General features: G+C 57.7%; 15 protein-coding genes. 5 read left to right on the plus strand and 10 right to left on the minus strand.

What is annotated here, in order from left to right; translation table 11 throughout:
• Positions 1–15: 15 nt before the first annotated feature.
• Entirely contained in the window at positions 16–1524 is a 1509-nt protein-coding gene (locus tag QOT07_RS08625; RefSeq protein ID WP_283602924.1) for a DUF3300 domain-containing protein, read from the minus strand.
• 189 nt (positions 1525–1713) lie between these two features.
• Here QOT07_RS08625 and QOT07_RS08630 point away from each other — a divergent pair, with 189 nt between their 5' ends.
• Positions 1714–2550 carry an N-acetylmuramoyl-L-alanine amidase gene (locus tag QOT07_RS08630; RefSeq protein ID WP_099061812.1) on the plus strand — a complete coding sequence of 279 codons (837 nt, stop codon included), beginning with the start codon at positions 1714–1716 and terminating at the stop codon, positions 2548–2550.
• Here the strand turns inward: QOT07_RS08630 and QOT07_RS08635 are convergent, their stop codons facing one another.
• Together QOT07_RS08635 and QOT07_RS08640 are read right to left on the minus strand one after the other, a co-directional pair.
• On the minus strand, positions 2551–3561 hold the full coding sequence (locus tag QOT07_RS08635; protein ID WP_099061811.1) for an NAD-dependent epimerase/dehydratase family protein: 1011 nt from the start codon (positions 3559–3561) through the stop codon (positions 2551–2553). It abuts the gene before it with no gap.
• A gap of 216 nt (positions 3562–3777) precedes the next feature.
• Positions 3778–5217 carry a DUF2867 domain-containing protein gene (locus tag QOT07_RS08640; protein WP_207980102.1) on the minus strand — a complete coding sequence of 480 codons (1440 nt, stop codon included), beginning with the start codon at positions 5215–5217 and terminating at the stop codon, positions 3778–3780.
• Positions 5218–5370: 153 nt separating this feature from the next.
• Between QOT07_RS08640 and QOT07_RS08645 the strand changes: the two genes are divergently transcribed.
• On the plus strand, positions 5371–5718 hold the full coding sequence (locus QOT07_RS08645) for a DUF1294 domain-containing protein (protein WP_099061809.1): 348 nt from the start codon (positions 5371–5373) through the stop codon (positions 5716–5718).
• Position 5719: 1 nt separating this feature from the next.
• Here QOT07_RS08645 and QOT07_RS08650 read toward each other — a convergent pair whose 3' ends face one another.
• Positions 5720–6547, minus strand: a complete 828-nt coding sequence (locus QOT07_RS08650; protein ID WP_112350295.1) for a MurR/RpiR family transcriptional regulator — start codon at positions 6545–6547, stop codon at positions 5720–5722.
• Between the two features lie 167 nt (positions 6548–6714).
• Between QOT07_RS08650 and QOT07_RS08655 the strand changes: the two genes are divergently transcribed.
• Both QOT07_RS08655 and QOT07_RS08660 read left to right on the plus strand, forming a co-directional pair.
• Complete coding sequence (locus QOT07_RS08655; protein WP_283602925.1) at positions 6715–8271, plus strand: PTS transporter subunit EIIC; 1557 nt, start codon at positions 6715–6717, stop codon at positions 8269–8271.
• Complete coding sequence (locus tag QOT07_RS08660; RefSeq protein ID WP_283602926.1) at positions 8268–8960, plus strand: N-acetylmannosamine-6-phosphate 2-epimerase; 693 nt, start codon at positions 8268–8270, stop codon at positions 8958–8960. The genes QOT07_RS08655 and QOT07_RS08660 overlap by 4 nt, the downstream gene beginning before the upstream one ends.
• A 40-nt stretch (positions 8961–9000) precedes the next feature.
• Here QOT07_RS08660 and ltaE read toward each other — a convergent pair whose 3' ends face one another.
• The 5 genes from ltaE to QOT07_RS08685 form a co-directional block, all read right to left on the minus strand.
• Positions 9001–10017 carry a low-specificity L-threonine aldolase gene (gene ltaE / locus QOT07_RS08665; RefSeq protein ID WP_099061805.1) on the minus strand — a complete coding sequence of 339 codons (1017 nt, stop codon included), beginning with the start codon at positions 10015–10017 and terminating at the stop codon, positions 9001–9003.
• Between the two features lie 97 nt (positions 10018–10114).
• Positions 10115–11836, minus strand: coding sequence for a ubiquinone-dependent pyruvate dehydrogenase (poxB, locus tag QOT07_RS08670; RefSeq protein WP_099061804.1), 1722 nt, complete (start codon positions 11834–11836; stop codon positions 10115–10117).
• A 201-nt stretch (positions 11837–12037) separates the two neighbouring features.
• Positions 12038–13042: an NADH oxidoreductase gene (gene hcr, locus QOT07_RS08675; protein WP_283602927.1), complete on the minus strand. Its 1005-nt coding sequence runs from the start codon at positions 13040–13042 to the stop codon at positions 12038–12040.
• A gap of 53 nt (positions 13043–13095) precedes the next feature.
• A complete protein-coding gene (gene hcp / locus QOT07_RS08680; protein WP_283602929.1) occupies positions 13096–14745 on the minus strand; it encodes a hydroxylamine reductase in 1650 nt (549 codons plus the stop codon).
• Positions 14746–14917: 172 nt separating this feature from the next.
• Positions 14918–15814 carry a LysO family transporter gene (locus tag QOT07_RS08685; RefSeq protein WP_112350301.1) on the minus strand — a complete coding sequence of 299 codons (897 nt, stop codon included), beginning with the start codon at positions 15812–15814 and terminating at the stop codon, positions 14918–14920.
• A gap of 192 nt (positions 15815–16006) precedes the next feature.
• On the opposite strand from QOT07_RS08685, the gene QOT07_RS08690 reads away from it, so the two are divergent.
• Positions 16007–17671, plus strand: a complete 1665-nt coding sequence (locus QOT07_RS08690; protein ID WP_283602930.1) for an ATP-dependent endonuclease — start codon at positions 16007–16009, stop codon at positions 17669–17671.
• Here the strand turns inward: QOT07_RS08690 and QOT07_RS08695 are convergent.
• The gene (locus tag QOT07_RS08695; protein WP_099061800.1) at positions 17668–18636 is read right to left on the minus strand and encodes a VirK/YbjX family protein; all 969 of its coding nucleotides are present in this window, start codon (positions 18634–18636) and stop codon (positions 17668–17670) included. The genes QOT07_RS08690 and QOT07_RS08695 overlap by 4 nt on opposite strands.
• Positions 18637–18758: the final 122 nt, after the last annotated feature.

Here is an 18758-nt window from a genome sequence, read left to right on the forward strand (position 1 = left end):
CGGGGCGTCATATCTTTATTCCACCTTCCGTGGTTCAATTTTTAATGGCCGGTGTTCCTGCGGCCTGGCTGCGGGTGCCGGGCGATGCTCTGTCCGCACCTGTTGCTGATGGAACGGGTTCCGCGGGGTATCCGACCGTTGCTGTATCGGCTGCGGGCGGGAAACCGGGGTTACGGGTGTGCTACGAACTACCGGTTTAGTGGCTGCGGGTCGAGCTACTTGCTGTGCGGCATGAGGCGCGGTTATGCGCTGTTCCGGTTGGCGCATTGGCCGGTTTTCTGTTTGCTGAACCGGCGTTGCTGATTTTCGCGTTTGCTGCGGTACCGCTGCGGGTGCCGTAGAGTTGAATTTCGGCAGGGTCATCTGTGGCTGAGCATGGGCCGCGGGTGTCACTGCACGGGGAGCGGCTACCGTTCCCGTATGGGTAAAGTTCGGTGTAGCCATTGGCTGGCGCGTATTAACCGCGGCTGCCTGTTGGGCAAAGTGAGGCTGCTGCATTGTGGCCAGGTTCGGTGCCGGGTGGGTCGTTGGCGCAGCGAAACGCGGCGGCTGATTCACCGGCGTGTTGTGGTAATTATTCACGGTGTTGCTACGGTTCACATTATTAAATTGATTGATATTGGTGACGCGGTTAATCACCGTGGTGGAATGCGAAATATAGGGGGCATTGTTGTAGACAACCGGTTGACGCCGATTATTCCAGTGCACATCCCAGCTATGCCAGTCGTCATGATGATTCTGATTAATCAATGCCCCGACCACGATACCTACGCCAAAGCTGATCACGCCGGTTGCCAGCATATCGCCGCTGCTGTAGCCGGGAGCACTTTGATAGTGGTAGCTCGGATAGGCGGGTACCGGTTCGCCATAGGCCACCCAGGGATCGTAACGCGGTACGTAAACCACATCCGGCTGGCTGGGCTCAATCACAATGGTTTGCGCTGGTGCGACGACCACACTTTGCGGGTAGGGCTGTTGCTCAACATATTGCGTGGCCGGGGTGACGATCACCCTTTGCTGCGGCGAGGTTTTTAGCGTGCCTTTGGCGGCGGCGCGTTGACGCATCACCTGAATAGCGTTCATCACATCGCTGGGATCGTTGAGATAAGCATCACCCAGCGCGCTGGTCCAGGGGATATTTTTCGCCATCTGATCCAGCACGTCAGGGAATTGTACCAGCCCACGCACGCTGGGGTCCCAGGGCTGAGCACCCGCAGCGTTGGCAAGCGCAGCCGGTTGCAGGCCGCGGTTTTGTGCCAGCCAGTTATCCGCCGCGCTGACTTGATCGGGATAACCGGCCCCCGCCAACACCTGCGCTAACAATTTGTCAGGAAAAAGCGCCACCGGGCTGACCAACTGGTACAGTTGATCGGCGCTCAACGGCGTATAGGCCGGTGCCGCCACGGGAGATGCGGCGGCCGCTGGGGTTGCCCCCATCGCGTTGGCCACGCTCTTTTGGTCACAACCGCTGAGCGGCAGCATGGCGACGCAGATCAGCCAGGCGAGACTGTTTGGCTTGAACATGGGTGACTCACTTTTATCAGCGCAGGTAATAATATGAGGCTACCATCTGCCAGAGAGTCCGCCAGCTCAGCGCAACACTCACTTGCACATCTGGCATCTCTGTCATCATTAATTGAATAACTTGATTATTGGATACAGATTAATCAATCCGGGTTACAAATTGGACAACCTAAATCGCAGGAGGGAATCGTGAAAATTTGGCCAGGGATATTTGCCGCCGCGCTGCTCGCAGGCTGCCAAAGCGTGCCGCAGGACACCATTGTCGATCATGGCGGCTATCAGCTTGAAACCCTGCATCAGGCGCAGGGCGCAGACCAACGCATTCGTTTTTTGGTGATGCATTACACCGCCGAAGATTTCCACTCCTCATTGAAAACCCTGACGGATGAACACGTCAGCGCGCATTATCTGTTACCGGCGCACCCGCCACTGGCGCAGGGCAAACCGGTGGCTTTCCAACTGGTGCCGGAAGCGTTGCGCGCATGGCATGCCGGGGCCAGCAGCTGGCGCGGCAGAACCAACCTGAATGACACCTCGATTGGTATCGAAATCGTTAATCGCGGGTTCAACCGTACCCTGCTGTTTACCCACTGGCAGCCGTATACACCACAGCAAATTGCCCTGTTGATCCCGCTGAGCCAAGATATTATCCAACGTTATGGTATTCAGCCGACGGACGTAGTCGGGCACAGCGATATTGCGCCGCAGCGCAAGCAGGATCCCGGCCCGTTATTCCCCTGGCAGCAACTGGCGCAGGCGGGGATAGGCGCCTGGCCGGATGAGGCGCAGGTGCAGAAACTCTTGGCCGGGCGGGATAAGCATGCCGAAGTGCCGCTGGCGCCGTTGATGGCAAAGCTGGCGAGTTACGGTTACGGGATTGATGCGCAGTGGGATGTCCGGCAGCAGAAAAACGTGCTGGCGGCGTTTCAGATGCATTTCCGACCCAGCGATTATCGCGGTGAGCCGGATGCCGAGAGTGAGGCTATTGTCGACGCGCTGCTGCTGAAGTACGGTGCAGCCCGTTAATTACAGGCCGTGCAGTTTACCGTGATCTTTCAGCCAGCGGGCGGTGCGGGAAATGCCTTCGTCCAGCGAAATAATCGGTCGGTAGTCCAGCTCTTGCTGGGCGCGGGTAGTGTCCAGCGTCAGATCAAAATTGAGCTTGGCGACGCCATAGTGGGTCAGCACCGGCTCTTTTTCACTTTTGCTGCCGAGCTTTTCCATGCCGCGCGCCATCATGTCGAGCATCGGGTAGGGGACCGAACGGATCCGGCACTTCATGCCCAGTTCGTCGATCAACTGCTGCACCACGCTATGTAACTGACGCGGTTGCTGGTTGGTGATGTTATAGGCGCGGCCTGATGGGGTATTTTCTTTCTGGGTTGCCAGCCACATGGCGTGCACGGCGTTTTCCAGATAGGTCATGTCCACCAGCGCAGCACCGCCGCGTGGCAGCAGCAGGTTGCCGTAGCGTTTGATCATCTGCAGCAAACGCGGCAGCATCACCTTGTCGTGCGGTCCGAATAACCCCTGAGGACGCAGGATGGTGAAGTGAGTCTGCGGGTTGGACAGCGCCAACTGCTGGATCACGTGTTCACCGGCGGCCTTGCTGCGTGCAAACTCATTGGCATAGCGCACAGGGCGGAAGTCTTCGGTAACGTTGCGATGGTGATGATAGTCGAAGTAAACCGCCGGCGAAGAGATATGGATAAACTGCGCAACACCGTAGGCCGCTGCCCATTCGCCCAGGCGACGGGTCGCGCGCACGTTGGCCAGTTCAAACGCCTCTTCGGTGCCCCAGGGGGAGGTGAAACTGGAGCAGTGCCACAGCACGTCCACATCGGCCAGCATGGCTTTGGCCTGCGATGAGATCAGGTTGGTAAGATCGGCATGAATGAATTCCGCACCCATTTTTTCCAGCAGGCTGCCCATAGCCTGGTTGCGACCGGTCGCGCGCACTTTTATGCCCTGACGGCGCAGATATTCAACGGCGTTACGGCCTAACCCACTGGTTGCACCGGTGACCAATACCTTCATAACGAACTCTATTCTCACCAAAAATCAGAATGCTGACGGCCTTCAGCGGCACAACAGCAAATAAGATGCCATTCTTCCGTTATTTCGTGCTCTATGCAATCGGAAAGGGCCTAAGCACAGCAGTAAACTGTGCGGTTGATCGACAAATAAGCGCTATACCCGTCATCTTGCAAGCCGCAGCGTTGTTAGCTGCAACTTGAAAGCTATAGGGTAGGGTTAAGGATGATTGCGCGGATGCTCTTCGGCCAGTTTGGCAATACGGCGTGCCATACCGCGAAAAATAAACAGATGAGCGGGCATCATGGCGAACCAATACAGTAGCCCACTGAAACCGGCGGGGTGCCACCAGGCACGAACGTCGAGGGTACGGTGGTCGCCGTGATCCTTGATGGTAAAGCTCAGGCGGCCCAGCCCTGGGGCTTTCATACCAAACAGTAACGCCAACTGGCGCTGCGGTTTGAGCGTGATGACCTTCCAGCCGTCGACCACGTCGCCAATCTCCAGCGTGTCGCGCGGTGGACGGCCATAAACCACGCGATTGCCGATCATATCGTCCATACGGGCGCGGATTTGCCACAGAATATTGGCGTAAAAATACCCCTCTTTACCGCCCAGTTGCTGCACGGTATGCCACAGCGCCTGGCTGGATGCCTGAGTTTCTATCGAACAGCCGGCCTGTTTGGGATAAAAACCGTAGCCCGGCCGCCAGCGTGCTCGCGCTTCCGGATCGTAGCCCCAGTCGGCGGAATCGACGACTTCCGCTTCGCGTTGCAGAGTGGCCGTCACCGCCTGATCGAAGGTTTGCAGATCCTGCGGTATCAACGCCTGCAGCGGTTTACCGTCGGCGGGCAGATCGTGGTTCAACCCCTGGATCAGTGCGCTGGCGATGGAAGTGGGCACCGAAGTGATCATGCTGATAAACCATACCGAGATAAAGCGGGTAGGCAGCGGGATCGGGATCAGCCAGCGTTTCTTGCCGCTGATGGCGATGAAGCGTTCAAACATGGTCTGGTAGCTGATGTACTCCGGGCCGGCGACGTCAAAAATGCGGTTTTCTTCTGCCGGATGCGCCAGCAGATCGGCCAGATATACCAGCAGGTTTTCCAGCGCTACCGGGGAAGATTTGGATCGTACCCAGCGCGGCGGCGTTAGCACTGGCAGGTTGTAGACCATATCGCGCATGATTTCGAACGCGGCCGAGCCGGGGCCGACAATGATGCTGGCGCGTAGTTCGGTAACCGGGACGCCACTCTGGCGAAGGATCTCACCGGTCAGCTTACGTGCCACCAGGTGCGGCGAGCTGTCGCCCTCGGGTTGCAGTGCGCCAAGAAAAATTACCTGTTTGACGCTGGAACTGCGCAGCGCATCGCGCAGGTTCTCCGCGGCCTGGCGTTCTTTTTCAATAAAATCATCGCCGTCGCCCATGCCGTGGATCAGATAATAAACGGCGTCGATCTCCCACAGCGCGGCGGCCAGGGTTTCTGGCCGATAAACATCGACATATTGACAGTTAACCTGCGGCCAGTGCTGTTCCTGCAGCCATTCGATGCGTCGTGCGGCGGCGGTAATGCTGTGTCCCTGTTCGATCAGGTGGGGGATCAGGTTTTGGCCGATATAGCCGCTGGCCCCAAGAACCAGTACGCGTTGAGCTGTCATTAGCGCCGCCTTTGCGGTGAAAGTCTGTTTAGCATAGACACAGGATGCCAAACTCGTGGTTTAAATGCACTTTTTGTGTGGTTATGCGGGCATTGCATCCGCTGACGGGCGGCGTCACACTACGCACCGTTTGTCTGTACTAAGCCGGAAGCTATGAAACTCAATGCCGTTTGTTATGCCCTGTTGGGACTGGCGCTGATTGCCAGTTTGTTTTTCCTGCATCCGATCTGGATGTGGTGGTTGTTGGCTAACCTGCTGACGCTGTTGGTGTACGGTGCGGATAAGTTTGCGGCGCGCAAAGACTGGCGACGGGTACCGGAAAGCACGCTGCTGGTGTTCGGGCTGGTGGGCGGGTGGGTCGGGGCGATAGCCGCGCAGCAGCTGTTTCGCCATAAAACCCAGAAACAGCCGTTCAAAAGCTGGTTTATCGTCAGCGTGGTGCTGAATGTGCTTGCGACGCTGGCGATTTGGTACTGGGTTTACGGCCGCTGGATACTCTGATTCACAGCAATAACGGCAGGGTAGCGCTTGCTGTTTCCTGCACGGCCTGGCCGTAAGCAGGGTCAAACTTGGCCAGTTCGGCCACCATAAACTCCACCAGCAACATCGCGCCGACCTTGGCAGGCAGTGCGCCCGCGTTCAGCGGACCTTCCGGTTTGGCCGCCACCAGCAGCACATCCGCCAGTTTGGCCAGCGGGCTGCGCTGGGTGTTGCTGACGGCGATGATCCGTGCGCCGCGTTGTTTGGCCAGGGTCACTGCATGCAACACGTCTTTGGTCGATCCTGAGCTGGAGATGACGATCAGCAGGTCTTGCTTTCCCAGCGAAGCTGCGTTCATCGCTGCCCGGTGCATATCACTGAACAACAGCGCCGGTTTGCCCACTCGCAACAGCTTGTAGTGCAGGAAATCCCCGATAATCGCACTGGCGGCGACGCCATAAATCTGCACCGAAGCGCTCTGGTGCAGGCTTTCTGCCGCCTGCCGCAGGGCCTGATGGTCCAGCAACGCGCCGGTATCCCGCAATGCCTGCACGCTTTCCTCCACCAGATCCTCCGTGGGGCTCTGGCGCGTGGTCGCCTCAGGCTGGTTTTGTTGCAGGCTCAGCGCCAGCGCCATTTTAAACTCGGTATAGCCTTTGCAGCCCAGATGACGGCAAAGCCGGGTCACGCTGGCTTCGCTGGTGCCGCTCTCGCGGGCCAGTTCGGTGATGGTAAAGTAGACGGCCCTGGATGGCTCCTCGATCACATAGCTACCGAGTTTTTGCAGCGTGGGGCTGTAACTCGTCAGATCCTGCCGCAGCCGCAATAATAAATTTCCAGTATTCATCACGTTACCTTTCTGATTATTCCTCTTTCTATTGTGGCGGAAAGTCGCCGCCGCCCGCCAGCGAAATCGACGTATTGTGAAGCCGATCATCGTTATGATTAAAATTTTCAAAATTTATATTTATTTGTGGTAAAAATTTTCATCATAAAAAATGATAATGAGGAAAATTTATGTCAACAGCAGGGGAATCAAGGTCCGGCAGCTGGTTTGAAAAAGCCCAGCGGTTCGGAAAGTCGTTTATGTTGCCGATCGCCGTGTTGCCAGCCGCTGGCTTGCTGCTGGGGATCGGTGGGGCGTTGTCCAATCCCAATACTCTGGAGGCCTATCCCTTCCTCAACGTCGGTTGGCTGCAAGGGGTGTTTACCGTGATGGCCAGCGCCGGTTCTATCGTGTTTGCCAACCTGGCGGTGTTGTTCGCCGTGGGTGTGGCCGTGGGCCTGGCCAAAGGTGATAAGGGGACGGCGGGGCTGGCATCGTTGATTGCCTACCTGGTGATGAATGCCACCATCAATGCCTTACTCAAAATCAACGGTTCTCTGGCCGCTGAAAATCCGGGTGCGGTGGGGCAAGGCGTCATTATGGGCATCCAAACGCTGGAGACCGGGGTATTCGGCGGGGTGATCATTGGCCTGGTGACCGGGTATCTGCACGATCGCTACAACAAAATTGCGCTGCCGCAGTTCCTGGGTTTTTTCGGCGGTTCCCGTTTCGTCCCTATTATCTGCTCCCTGGCGGCCATGGGCGTGGGAGCCCTGATGACCGTTATCTGGCCCCACTTCCAGCAGGTGATCTTTGGCCTGGGCGGGCTGGTGGATGCCAGTGGTTATTTGGGCACCTTTATCTATGGTTTTGTGCTGCGCATGCTGGGGCCATTTGGCCTGCACCATATTTTTTATCTGCCGTTCTGGACCACCGCACTGGGCGGCAGCGAAGTGATCAACGGCCAGTTGGTGGAAGGGACACAGCGTATTTTCTTCGCTCAGCTCGCCGATCCACATACCCAGCAGTTTTACATCGGGACTGCGCGTTTTATGTCTGGCCGCTTTATCACCATGATGTTTGGTCTGGTAGGGGCCTGTCTGGCGATGTACCAGACCGCCCGCCCGGAGAACCGCAAACGCGTCGGCGGTTTGTTATTGTCGGCGGCGTTGACCTCGTTCCTCACCGGCATTACCGAGCCGATTGAGTTCTCGTTCCTGTTTGTCGCCCCGGCGCTGTACGTGGTCCATGCCCTGTTTGATGGCCTGGCGTTCATGCTTGCCCACATTCTGCATATCACTATCGGCCAGACGTTCTCCGGCGGCTTTATTGATTTCATGCTGTTTGGCGTATTGCAGGGCGAGGCCAAGACCCACTGGATGTATGTGCCGCTGGTCGGCGTTCCCTGGTTTTTTCTGTACTACTTCACCTTCCGCTTCCTGATTGTTCGTTTCAATTTCAAAACGCCGGGGCGCGGCGAAGAACTGCCGGCCGAAGTGGCACTGGAGGGTACCGCGCGATCGCAGCAGGTGCTGGCGGCGCTGGGTGGCAAAGACAACATTGTCGAGTTGGACTGCTGCGCCACCCGTTTGCGCATTACGGTGAAGCAGAGCCGGTTGCTGGATGAAGCCGGGCTGAAAGCCAGCGGGGCACGTGCGGTGATCATTCGCGGCAATGGGGTGCAGGTCATTTACGGTCCGCACGTCACCATCATTAAAAATGAAGTCGAGGAGTTATTGGATTTATGACGCTTTCTATTTTGCAGCAGATTAAGGGACGGTTGGTGGTTTCCTGTCAGGCATTGGATGATGAGCCGCTGCACAGTGATTTTATCATGTCGCGTATGGCGGTTGCTGCGCAGCAAGGCGGGGCGGCAGCGATCCGGGCCAACAGCGTAGAGGATGTCAAAGCCATCATGCAGGCGGTGACACTGCCAGTGATTGGTATCATCAAGCGTGATTATGTCGGCAGTCAGGTGTACATCACGCCGACTTTGCAAGAAATTGATGAGCTGATGACGGCGGGGCCGCAGATGATCGCCCTGGATGCGACCTTGCATCCTCGACCTGGCACCCTGGCGTTGGCGGCGTTGGTTGCTGCCGTGCGTGAGCGATATCCCGACGTGTTGTTGATGGCGGATATCGCCACGCTAGAAGAGGCAATCCATGCCGATCGTCTGGGGTTCGACTGTGTAGGGACAACCCTGCATGGCTATACCGAAGAAACCTTGGGCCGTCAGTTGGCACAGGATGACTTTGTTTTTCTGCGGGAGGTACTGGCGGCGGTCAGCGTACCGGTGATTGCCGAGGGCAATGTTGAAACGCCGACCATGGCCGCCCGCTGTCTGGCTTTGGGCGCGCATGCGGTGGTAGTGGGCGGGGCCATTACTCGTCCGCAGCAGATCACTCGTCGTTTTGTGGCCGCACTCGGGAACTGATGGGGATCTCCCTGAGGGTTACGTCAGGGAGATTCAGGACTCAGGCGTGCTGTTGGAGGAATTTCTGCCACAACTCGACCAGGCGCTGCAAATCCTGACGGCTGACATCGAGATGGGTCAGAATGCGCGTCAACGGCCCGCTGCTGATCAGTACGCCGTGCTCACGCATCCAGGGGCCCAGTTTGGCCGCCAGCTCCGGTGACTGACGCAGGTACAGCACGTTGGTCTGCGCGCCCGGCTCGACGATGTCGACGCCAATCCGTTGCAGTTGCTGTTCCAGCCATTTGGCATTGTCGTGGTCTTCACGCAGGCGCTCGACGTTGTGCTCCAGCGCATATAACCCGGCCGCGGCCAGAATACCGGCCTGGCGCAGGCCACCGCCGGTCATTTTACGCCAGCGCAGGGCCTGCTGGATAAAGGCCTCACTGCCGCACAATAACGACCCCACCGGCGCGCCGAGCCCTTTTGACAGGCAAATGGTGAAGGTGTCGCAGTACTGCACAATCTCTTTCAACGGCACATTCAGCGCGACGGCGGCGTTGAAGATGCGTGCGCCGTCGATATGCAAGGCCAACTGATGTTCACGGCTGAACTGCCAGGCTTGCTGCAGGTATTCCAGCGGTAGCACGCGGCCACTGATGGTGTTTTCCAGGCTCAGCAGGCGGGTTTTGGCAAAGTGGATATCGTCGGGTTTGATTGCCGCAGCGACCTTATCGAGCGGCAGGGTGCCGTCCGGGTTCGCTTCAATCGGCTGTGGCTGGATGCTGCCGAGCACCGCCGCGCCGCCGGCTTCGTATTTATAGTTATGCGCCTGCTGGCCGACAATGTACTCATCACCACGCTGGCAATGGCTCAGCAGCGCCACCAGATTGGCCTGAGTGCCGCTTGGCAAGAACAAAGCCGCTTCTTTACCGGACAAACGGACCGCTTCCGCCTCCAGAGCGTTGACCGTCGGGTCATCGCCGTAAACGTCATCACCGACTTCGGCCTGGGCCATGGCTTCGCGCATCGCGGCGCTGGGGCGGGTCACGGTGTCACTGCGTAAATCGATAAGCATAAAAATCCTTTATCCCCTTCATCTTTCAAGCCGCAGCGTTGTTGGCTGCAACTTGAAATCTGTTGGGGATAGTTTTAGCTGAAAGAGGACACGATTATTAACGCAACCAGTTGGTTTTTGCCAGCTCGACCACTTCGTCGCCGCGGCCGTTGATAATGGCGCGCAGCATATACAGGCTAAAGCCCTTGGCCTGTTCGAATTTGATCTGCGGCGGCATTGCCAGTTCTTGCTTGGCGGTGACCACATCCAGCAACGCCGGGCCCGGGTGCGCCAGCATTTCTTGCAGTGCCGCATCCAGATCCGAAGCCTTCTCCACGCGAATGCCCTTGATGCCGGCGGCGTTGGCAATTGCCGCAAAATCCGGGTTGTGCAGGTCGGTGCCGTCGGTCAGGTAGCCGCCGGCCTTCATTTCCATCGCCACAAAGCCCAGCACGCTGTTGTTGAATATCACAATCTTGACCGGCAGTTTCAGTTGCGCCAGCGACAGGAAATCCCCCATCAGCATGGTAAAGCCGCCGTCGCCGCACATGGCGATCACCTGTTTGTTCGGTTCGGTGGCCTGCGCGCCAATGGCTTGTGGCATGGCGTTGGCCATCGAGCCGTGGTTGAACGATCCGAGCAGGCGGCGTTTGCCGTTCATCTTCAGATAGCGTGCAGCCCACACCGTTGGCGTGCCGACGTCACAGGTGAAGATGGCATCATCACTGGCGTACTGGCTGAGCTGCTGCGCCAGATACTGCGGATGAATGGGTTGGTCGTCATTGGCGGTTGCCAGCCCATCGAGATCCTTGCGCGCAGTGCGGTAGTGCTCCAGCGCCTTGTCGAGAAACGCACGGTCGCTCTTCGGTTCCAACTGCGGCAGCAGCGCGGTGAGGGTGGTATGGATGTCGCCCACCAGCGCCATATTGACCGGGCAGTGGGCGCCGATGCTGCCGGGGTTGATGTCGATCTGAATGATATTGGCGTTGGTTGGATAGAACGCACGGTAGGGGAATTGGGTGCCGAGCAGCACCAGGGTATCGGCGTTCATCATCGCGTGGTAGCCGGAAGAGAAACCGATCAGCCCGGTCATGCCGACGCTGTAAGGGTTATCCCATTCGATATGCTCTTTACCGCGCAGCGCATGGACCACCGGTGCCTGCAGCAGTTCCGCCAATTTGACCACTTCGTCATGCGAGCCGGCGCAGCCACTGCCGCACATCAGCGTAATGTTCTTCGCTTTGTTCAGGGTGGCCGCCAGCTTGTTCAGTTCGCTCATTGGCGGCTGCACCAGCGGCAGTGCCGGGGTGTGCCACACCATGCTGGCGTCTTCCGGCGCCATACGCAGTGCCACGTCGCCCGGCAGTACGATCACCGACACGCCGCGATTGAGGATCGCCTTGCGCATGGCAATTTCCAGCACCCGTGGCAACTGTTCCGGGTTGGAGACCAACTCACAGTAGTGGCTGCATTCGCGGAACAGTTCTTGCGGGTGGGTTTCCTGGAAATAGCCGCTGCCGATCTCGCTGGAGGGAATGTGTGCGGCAATCGCCAATACCGGCACGTGGTTGCGGTGGCAGTCAAACAGACCGTTAATCAGATGCAGGTTACCGGGGCCGCAGGAGCCGGCACAGACCGCCAACTGACCGGTAAGCTGGGCTTCTGCTCCGGCGGCGAAGGCGGCGACCTCTTCGTGGCGCGTTCCCAGCCATTCGATGGTACCCATACGGTGCAGGCTGTCGCTGAGACCGTTGAGCGAATCACCGGTGACGCCCCAAATGCGTTTCACACCGGCCTGTTCCAGAGTTTTGGCGATCAGTGTGGCTACAGTTTGCTTCATAATTCCCCCAAGCGTTGTAAAGGCCCCTCATCTTTCAAGCCACAGCCAGTCGGCAAGCGTGACGTGAAATCTATTGGGTATGACTTATCAGTCTTTCTCAAATAAACGCAGTGACATGCATGGAACCGGGAAAGTGTAGAAGGGGAAGGGAAAGCCTGCTTGCCGATAAATGCCCCATCGTCGCCGACGGGGTAGAAAGTGTCAGGCGAGGGTGACGTCACCTTGCAGTTGGCAACTGCAGGCCAGCACGTAGCCCTGGGCGATTTCAGCCGCAGTCAGCGTCATGCTGCTGCTGGTGGTGTAGTCACCTTCGAGGATGCGGGTTTTGCATGAACCACACACCCCGGCGCGGCAGGCGGCGTTGACCGGCACCGCGTGAGCTTCCATTGCCGCCAGCAGCGTGCTGCCGACCGGTACGCGGAACTCACGCAGGGGGCGAGCGGTGCGCAGGGTTAATCCTTCACCCTGTTCGGCATCGGTTTCTGCCGGGGTATGGAATTGCTCCTTATGGAAGCGGCTGGCCGGCACACCAAGCTGCAGACAAAGCTGTTCTGCCTGGGTCATATAGGGCGCGGGGCCACAGGTCATCACCGTGCGCTCGGTGAGATCCGGCACCGTCTGGTGCAGCACTTCGGCACTGATCCGCCCGCTGAGATAGCCCGGATGAATATCCTGTTCGGCCATAAGCGTCAGCCGCAGCTGCGGATGCGCGGCGCACAACTCGCGCCATTGTTCGGCGAAAATGGTGTCGGCAGGGGTACGCACGTTAAAGATCACCGCGATATCACAGGCCGGACGGTTCGCTACCAGCCAGCGACACATGGAGATAATCGGCGTGACGCCACAACCGGCCGCCAGCATCAGGTAACGATCGGCCGGGTGCCGTTCACAGCTGAACTCGCCTTGTGCGTCGGACAGCCACAGGGTATTGCCGGGTTTGACTTCGCGGGTTAACCAACGTGAACCCACGCCGTCCGGCAGGCAACGCACGCTGATGCTGAGAAAACGACTCTGACCGGGTGAGGAGGACAGCGTATAGGCGCGCAGCGTGTCTTCGCTATTGCCAATGCTGACCAGCGCAAACTGACCGGGTTGATAAGGGTAAAAAACATCGCAAATCAGATTCAGCGTCCAGACGTCAGCGGTTTCCTGCTGGATCGAATGCACCTGCATGCGGTTGGGGCAAAGCGGGCTGGGTTGGGTCATCGGGCACCTCAAAAGCAAAGGGGCCGCTATCGGCGACCCCAGGAATAACGTTATCAGCCGAGAAGGGCTTGCAGATCCTGCTCAACGGTGGTGATCGGACGCATGCCGAACTTGTCGTTGAGGATGGCCATCAGGTTGTCGGTCAGGAAGCCCGGCGCAGTCGGCCCGGTGACAATGTTTTTGACTCCCAGTGACAGCAGCGTCAGCAGGATGACGATTGCCTTTTGCTCAAACCAGGACAACACCAGACTCAGCGGCAGCTCGTTGACCGAGCAACCGAGGGTATCGGCAAGTTTGACCGCCAGCATGATGGCAGAATAGGCGTCGTTACATTGGCCGACGTCCAGCAGGCGTGGCAAACCTTCCAGAGTACCGAAATCCAGCTTGTTGAAGCGGTATTTGCCGCAGGCCAAGGTCATGATCAGGCAGTCTTGCGGTACGCTGCGGGCGAAGTCGGTAAAGTAGCTGCGTTCATCACGGCTGCCGTCACAACCGCCGACCAAAAAGACGTGACGCAGTTTCTTTTGCGCCACCAGGTCGATCACCGTATCAGCGGCGTTGAGCAGCGTCTGGCGGCCAAAGCCGACGGTGATCATATGTTCGATTTCGCTGTATGGGAAGCCGCTCATGCCCTGTGCCTGAGCGATCACCTGGGCGAAATCGTCCCCTTCCAGATGGTTAACGCCTGGCCAGCCGACGATGCTGCGCGTCCAGATACGATCGCCATAGTTACCGACTTCAGGATCGATAATGCAGTTGGAGGTCATCAGGATCGGGCCGGGGAATTTGGCAAACTCGGTTTGCTGGTTCTGCCAGCCGCTGCCGTAGTTGCCCACCAGATGCTTGAATTTTTTCAGTTCCGGGTAGCCATGTGCCGGCAACATTTCACCGTGGGTGTAGACGTTCACGCCCTGGCCTTCGGTCTGTTCCAGCAGCATGCGCAGATCTTTCAGATCATGGCCGGAGATCAGAATAGCTTTACCCGCCACCGGGCGCACGTTAACCGCACTTGGTACCGGATCGCCATAGGCCTGAGTCTCGCCGTGATCGAGGATCGCCATCACGTTGAAGTTCATTTTACCGATGCCCATGGCGTTATTCAGCAGGGTATCCACGTCGCGCGGCTGGGTGCCGAGCCAGGCCATAAAAGCGTGGTAGTCGGCGTAAATCTGGTCATCGGACTGGCCCAGCACGTGGGCATGTTCCATATAAGCCGCAGCGCCTTTCAGGCCATACAGGCACAGCATGCGCAGGCCGTGCACGTCGTCACCGACCTCGGTTTTATCGGTATTCAGGGCAAACTGAGCGGCCTGTTGCAACAGTGAGGGCATATCATCGCCGGCCAACTGCAGGCTGGCCAGGGGATGATCGACGCGTACACCCGCGTCCAGCAACCGGCAGCGGGCGGCCAAAGACTCACGCAGGGCGATGGTTTCGCGCGCGTAACCGATGATGCGCTCGGAATCGAAGTTAACGTTGGTCAGGGTCGAGAAGAAGGCGCGTGGGGCAAAGCTGTCGATATCATGATCGACGATCCCGAGCGCCCGGGCCTGCAACGCCCAGGCGGATAATCCCTGTAACGCTGCGACCAGCAGATCCTGCAGGTCAGAGGTTTCCGCTGTTTTGCCACACATGCCCTGGGCATAGGAGCAGCCGTTGCCGGCTGGGGTACGGATGGTTTGTTCACATTGCACACAGAACATAATCGCTTCCTTTTTAAAGTTGCATTTATAATGCTTGTTTAAGAGCATAGATCGGCAACCGGGGCTTAAAAAGGCTTTTGTGATGCTACCAAGGGCAAGTTTGATTTAGCGCAATTTTGCCATGCGGATGGGAATTATTACGCTTTCCGGGGGTGATGCCCCCGGGCAGAGATCAAGAGAACAGGGCGATCAGTACCGGTGCCAACAGACTCAGCAGGAAGCCGTGCACAATGGCTGGCGGCACTATCTCCATACCCCCGCTGCGTTGCAGCACAGGCAGGGTAAAGTCCATTGAGGTGGCGCCACACAGGCCCAGCGCGGTGGAACGGCTGCGGCGCACCAGCGTTGGGATCAGCATAATCGCTACCAGTTCGCGGGCCAGATCGTTAAAGAAGGCGGCGCTACCCAGGACCGGGCCGTAGGCGTCGGTGATCAGAATGCCGGAAAGCGAGTACCAGCCAAAACCGGACGCCATCGCCAACCCTGCTTTAATTGGCAACCCCAGCAGCTGTGCCGCCAGAGCCCCCCCGGCCAGTGCGCTAACGACCACCACGACCGCGACCATCATGCCGCGACGGTTAAGCACGATCTGGCGCAGCGTCATACCGCTGTTGCGCAGTTGGATGCCGACCAACAGCAGCAGGAAAATCAACGCGTACTCGCTGCCTTTATTGGCGAATTGCAGCCATTGCCACTGTGTCAGGCCGAGCAGGAAGCCGCCGAGCACCACGCCGCACAGTTTGAACGACTCGAGTGCCATATGCAGGCGTGAGGGCAGCTTTTCCTGCTTATGGCTGTTGTGCCACGGAATTTTGCGTTCCAGCAGCATCAGCATCAGTAAACTGGCGGCGAGAATGCACAGGAAAAACACCGAGGCATACTGGAAGATCAAGACCAGATTGCTGCTCAGATCCTCCAGAAACGCCAGGCTGATGCCCATAAAGAACAGGATCACGTACACCATCCCGCTCAGCAGGCGGTTGATGGTTTGCAGTAACGTCCTGCTGCGTAAAGAAATGAGGTAACCGGCAATCAGCGGTAACAGAATAATCAGCAGTCCTGAATACATGGTGAAGCTTACGTCCTTTGTTCAGCGGATGGCGCGCGGGTGACCGGCGGGGCTCAACAAGCTAACCAAAACAACGGCCGGAGTAAAGCGGCAGATTTAACCTCGCCTGCTTGACCTGCAAGGGGTTTTTTGACCATGCTCTGAGGAGGTCACCCCATGAAGGACGGTGGCAATGCGCACGGGAGGCGACAGATGTTCTTAGAGCGTATCGAGATTGTAGGTTTCCGCGGCATCAACCGGCTATCACTGATGCTGGATGACAACACGCTGCTGCTCGGCGAAAACGCCTGGGGTAAATCCAGCCTGCTTGACGCGCTGACCTTGCTACTGGCTCCAGAGCCCAAGCTGTACCGTTTTGAGGCGCATGACTTTCATTTCCCGCCCGGTGAGGAAGAGGCCAAAGATCGGCATTTGCAGGTGGTTTTTACCTTCTGCGAAAAAGACATTGGCCATGCTCATCTGCCCCGTTACCGCCATCTGTCGCCACTGTGGATTAAGGGTGACGATAACCTGAACCGCATTTATTACCGTTGCGAAGGCGAATTGGCCGATGACGATACGGTATGCACCTGGCGCGGCTTCCTGGATGCCGACGGCAATGCGATGCAATTGCATCATATTGAGCAACTGGTGCACGCCATCATCCGTATTCACCCGGTACTGCGCCTGCGCGATGCGCGTTTTATCCGCCGCCTGCGGCCCAGTACGCTGAATAACGAAAACCCGACCGATAACAAGGCGCTGTCACTGCAATTGGATCAATTGACGCGTGAGTTGGTGCGTAACCCGCAAAAATTGACCAATGCCGAGATGCGTCAGGGGCTGGCGGCCATGCAGCAACTGCTGGAACACTACTTCGCTGAACAGGGCTCGCAGGTGACAAGGCCACGCCGACAGCGACTGGATCAAGATCAGGATCAGCTGGCATGGCGTTCGCTGGACAGTATCAACCGCATGGTGGCCGAACCTAATAGCCGCAGTATGCGTCTTATTTTACTGGGCATGTTTTCTACGCTGCTGCAGGCCAAGGGCAGCGTCAAGCTGGATCCGCACGCCCGGCCGCTGTTGCTGGTGGAGGATCCGGAGACCCGTCTGCATCCGATCATGCTGTCGGTGGCCTGGGGGCTGCTGAACCAGCTGCCGCTGCAGCGCATCACCACCACCAATTCCAGCGAATTGGTCTCCCTGGTGCCGGTTGAGCACGTTTGCCGGTTAGTGCGTGAGTCGGGGCGGGTTGCCACTTATCGCCTTGGGCCACGCGGGCTGGGCCCGGAGGACGGGCGACGCATTTCATTTCATATTCGCTTTAACCGACCGTCGTCGTTGTTTGCCCGCTGTTGGCTGCTGGTGGAAGGTGAAACGGAAGTCTGGCTGCTGAACGAGCTGGCGCGCCAGTGTGGCTATCACTTTGAAGCGGAAGGGGTGCGGGTGATCGAGTTTGCCCAGTGCGGCCTGAAGCCGTTGCTAAGGTTTGCCCGGCGGATGGGCATTGAGTGGCATGCGCTGGTGGACGGCGATGAGGCGGGGAGAAAATACGCCAGTACCGTACGCAGCATGCTGGATAACCATGACGATAACGAGCGCGACCGTTTGACCGCGTTACCGGCACCGGATATGGAACACTTTATGTTCCGTGAAGGCTTCAGCTCAGTCTATTACCGGGTGGCCTCGGTGCCGAGCAATGGCCAGATGCCGGTACGTAAGGTGATCCTCAAGGCGGTGCATCACTCCTCGAAGCCCGACCTGGCGATTGAGGTTGCGATGAACGCGGGTGAGCGGGGCACGGATTCGGTGCCCCCCCTGCTGAAGAAAATGTTTTCACGCGTGATCTGGCTGGCACGCGGCCGGGCCGATTAGGCCCCGGCAAAACGGGATTGGGCGTTGAAATGCTCCGCCATTCCCTGTTCCAGCTCGTCCAGCAGTTGATAGCGACGGCGGTATTCTGCACGTTTTTTACTGACGACGTCATCGATGGGTTTGCGAGTGATGTGTTCCGGCAACAGAAAATAGCCGCTCTCCAGCATCTTGCCGCCCATTGATATCCAAAATTGATCGTAATCGGCATGCAGTTGTTGTTTCTTTTTACTCTGATAACGCCAGTTCTGATAGATATGGGTGCTGTTGCCGACCGCCACGATTTGCTGAATGCCCAGATGACGTGCCAGTGTGCAAATGCCTTCCAGCACCAGCCGTTTTGGGAATAACCCGTGGCACTCTTTGGTGGCCTGCTGGATTTCCGCGTGCGGTACCTGGTGATTGGCCCCCTGCAAACCCCCGATAAACAACGTTGGCTGTTGCTGAAAGTGCATCAGTGCAAAGGTGATTTCCGCCAGCATAATCCCGTTGGCATTACGCAGCAGCAGGGTGGCCTCCCCTTCTTTATTCAGGTGATCAATGGCTGCCAGCTCCAGTGACACCGCACCGCCACTCTTGCCGCTGGCGCTGGTCAGCATAAAGGGCTTGTTCAGATGACCGAGCAGCATTTTCATTGGCATGCGTTGTTTGCTGAGATCGTAATGATCACGCAGGGCGAACAGGCCCTCGATTTTGCTCATGTTTGCTGCCAGATAGGGGCGATGCAGCTTGCACGGCAGGTTGGGTTGCGCGCTCAGGATCTCATCCAGCAAAGGGTTGGACGCCAGCATGTTGAGCAGGCCACTGGTGGTGCGCCAGGAAAATAACGAACGGCCGACAAACTTAAGGCGGAATGATGTTTTCTTCCAGGCTTTGCTCGGCGCTTTGTCGCCATTGGCCAGCGCCGTCATCAGTTGCCAGCCGTTAAGCGGGCGAGCAGATACGAGTGGATAGCTGAGCTGAGACATGATGAAATCCTTGACTGTGTTGAATGGCGCTATTTCAACAAGCCTTGACTAAACGGGAGTTCAATACTGAATGTAACCAAGGGTGTCTCCACAATGTGTTGAGCTAAGGTTTAGTTATTCAT

It is taken from the genome of Serratia proteamaculans (assembly GCF_949794035.1).
GTDB lineage: Bacteria > Pseudomonadota > Gammaproteobacteria > Enterobacterales > Enterobacteriaceae > Serratia > Serratia proteamaculans.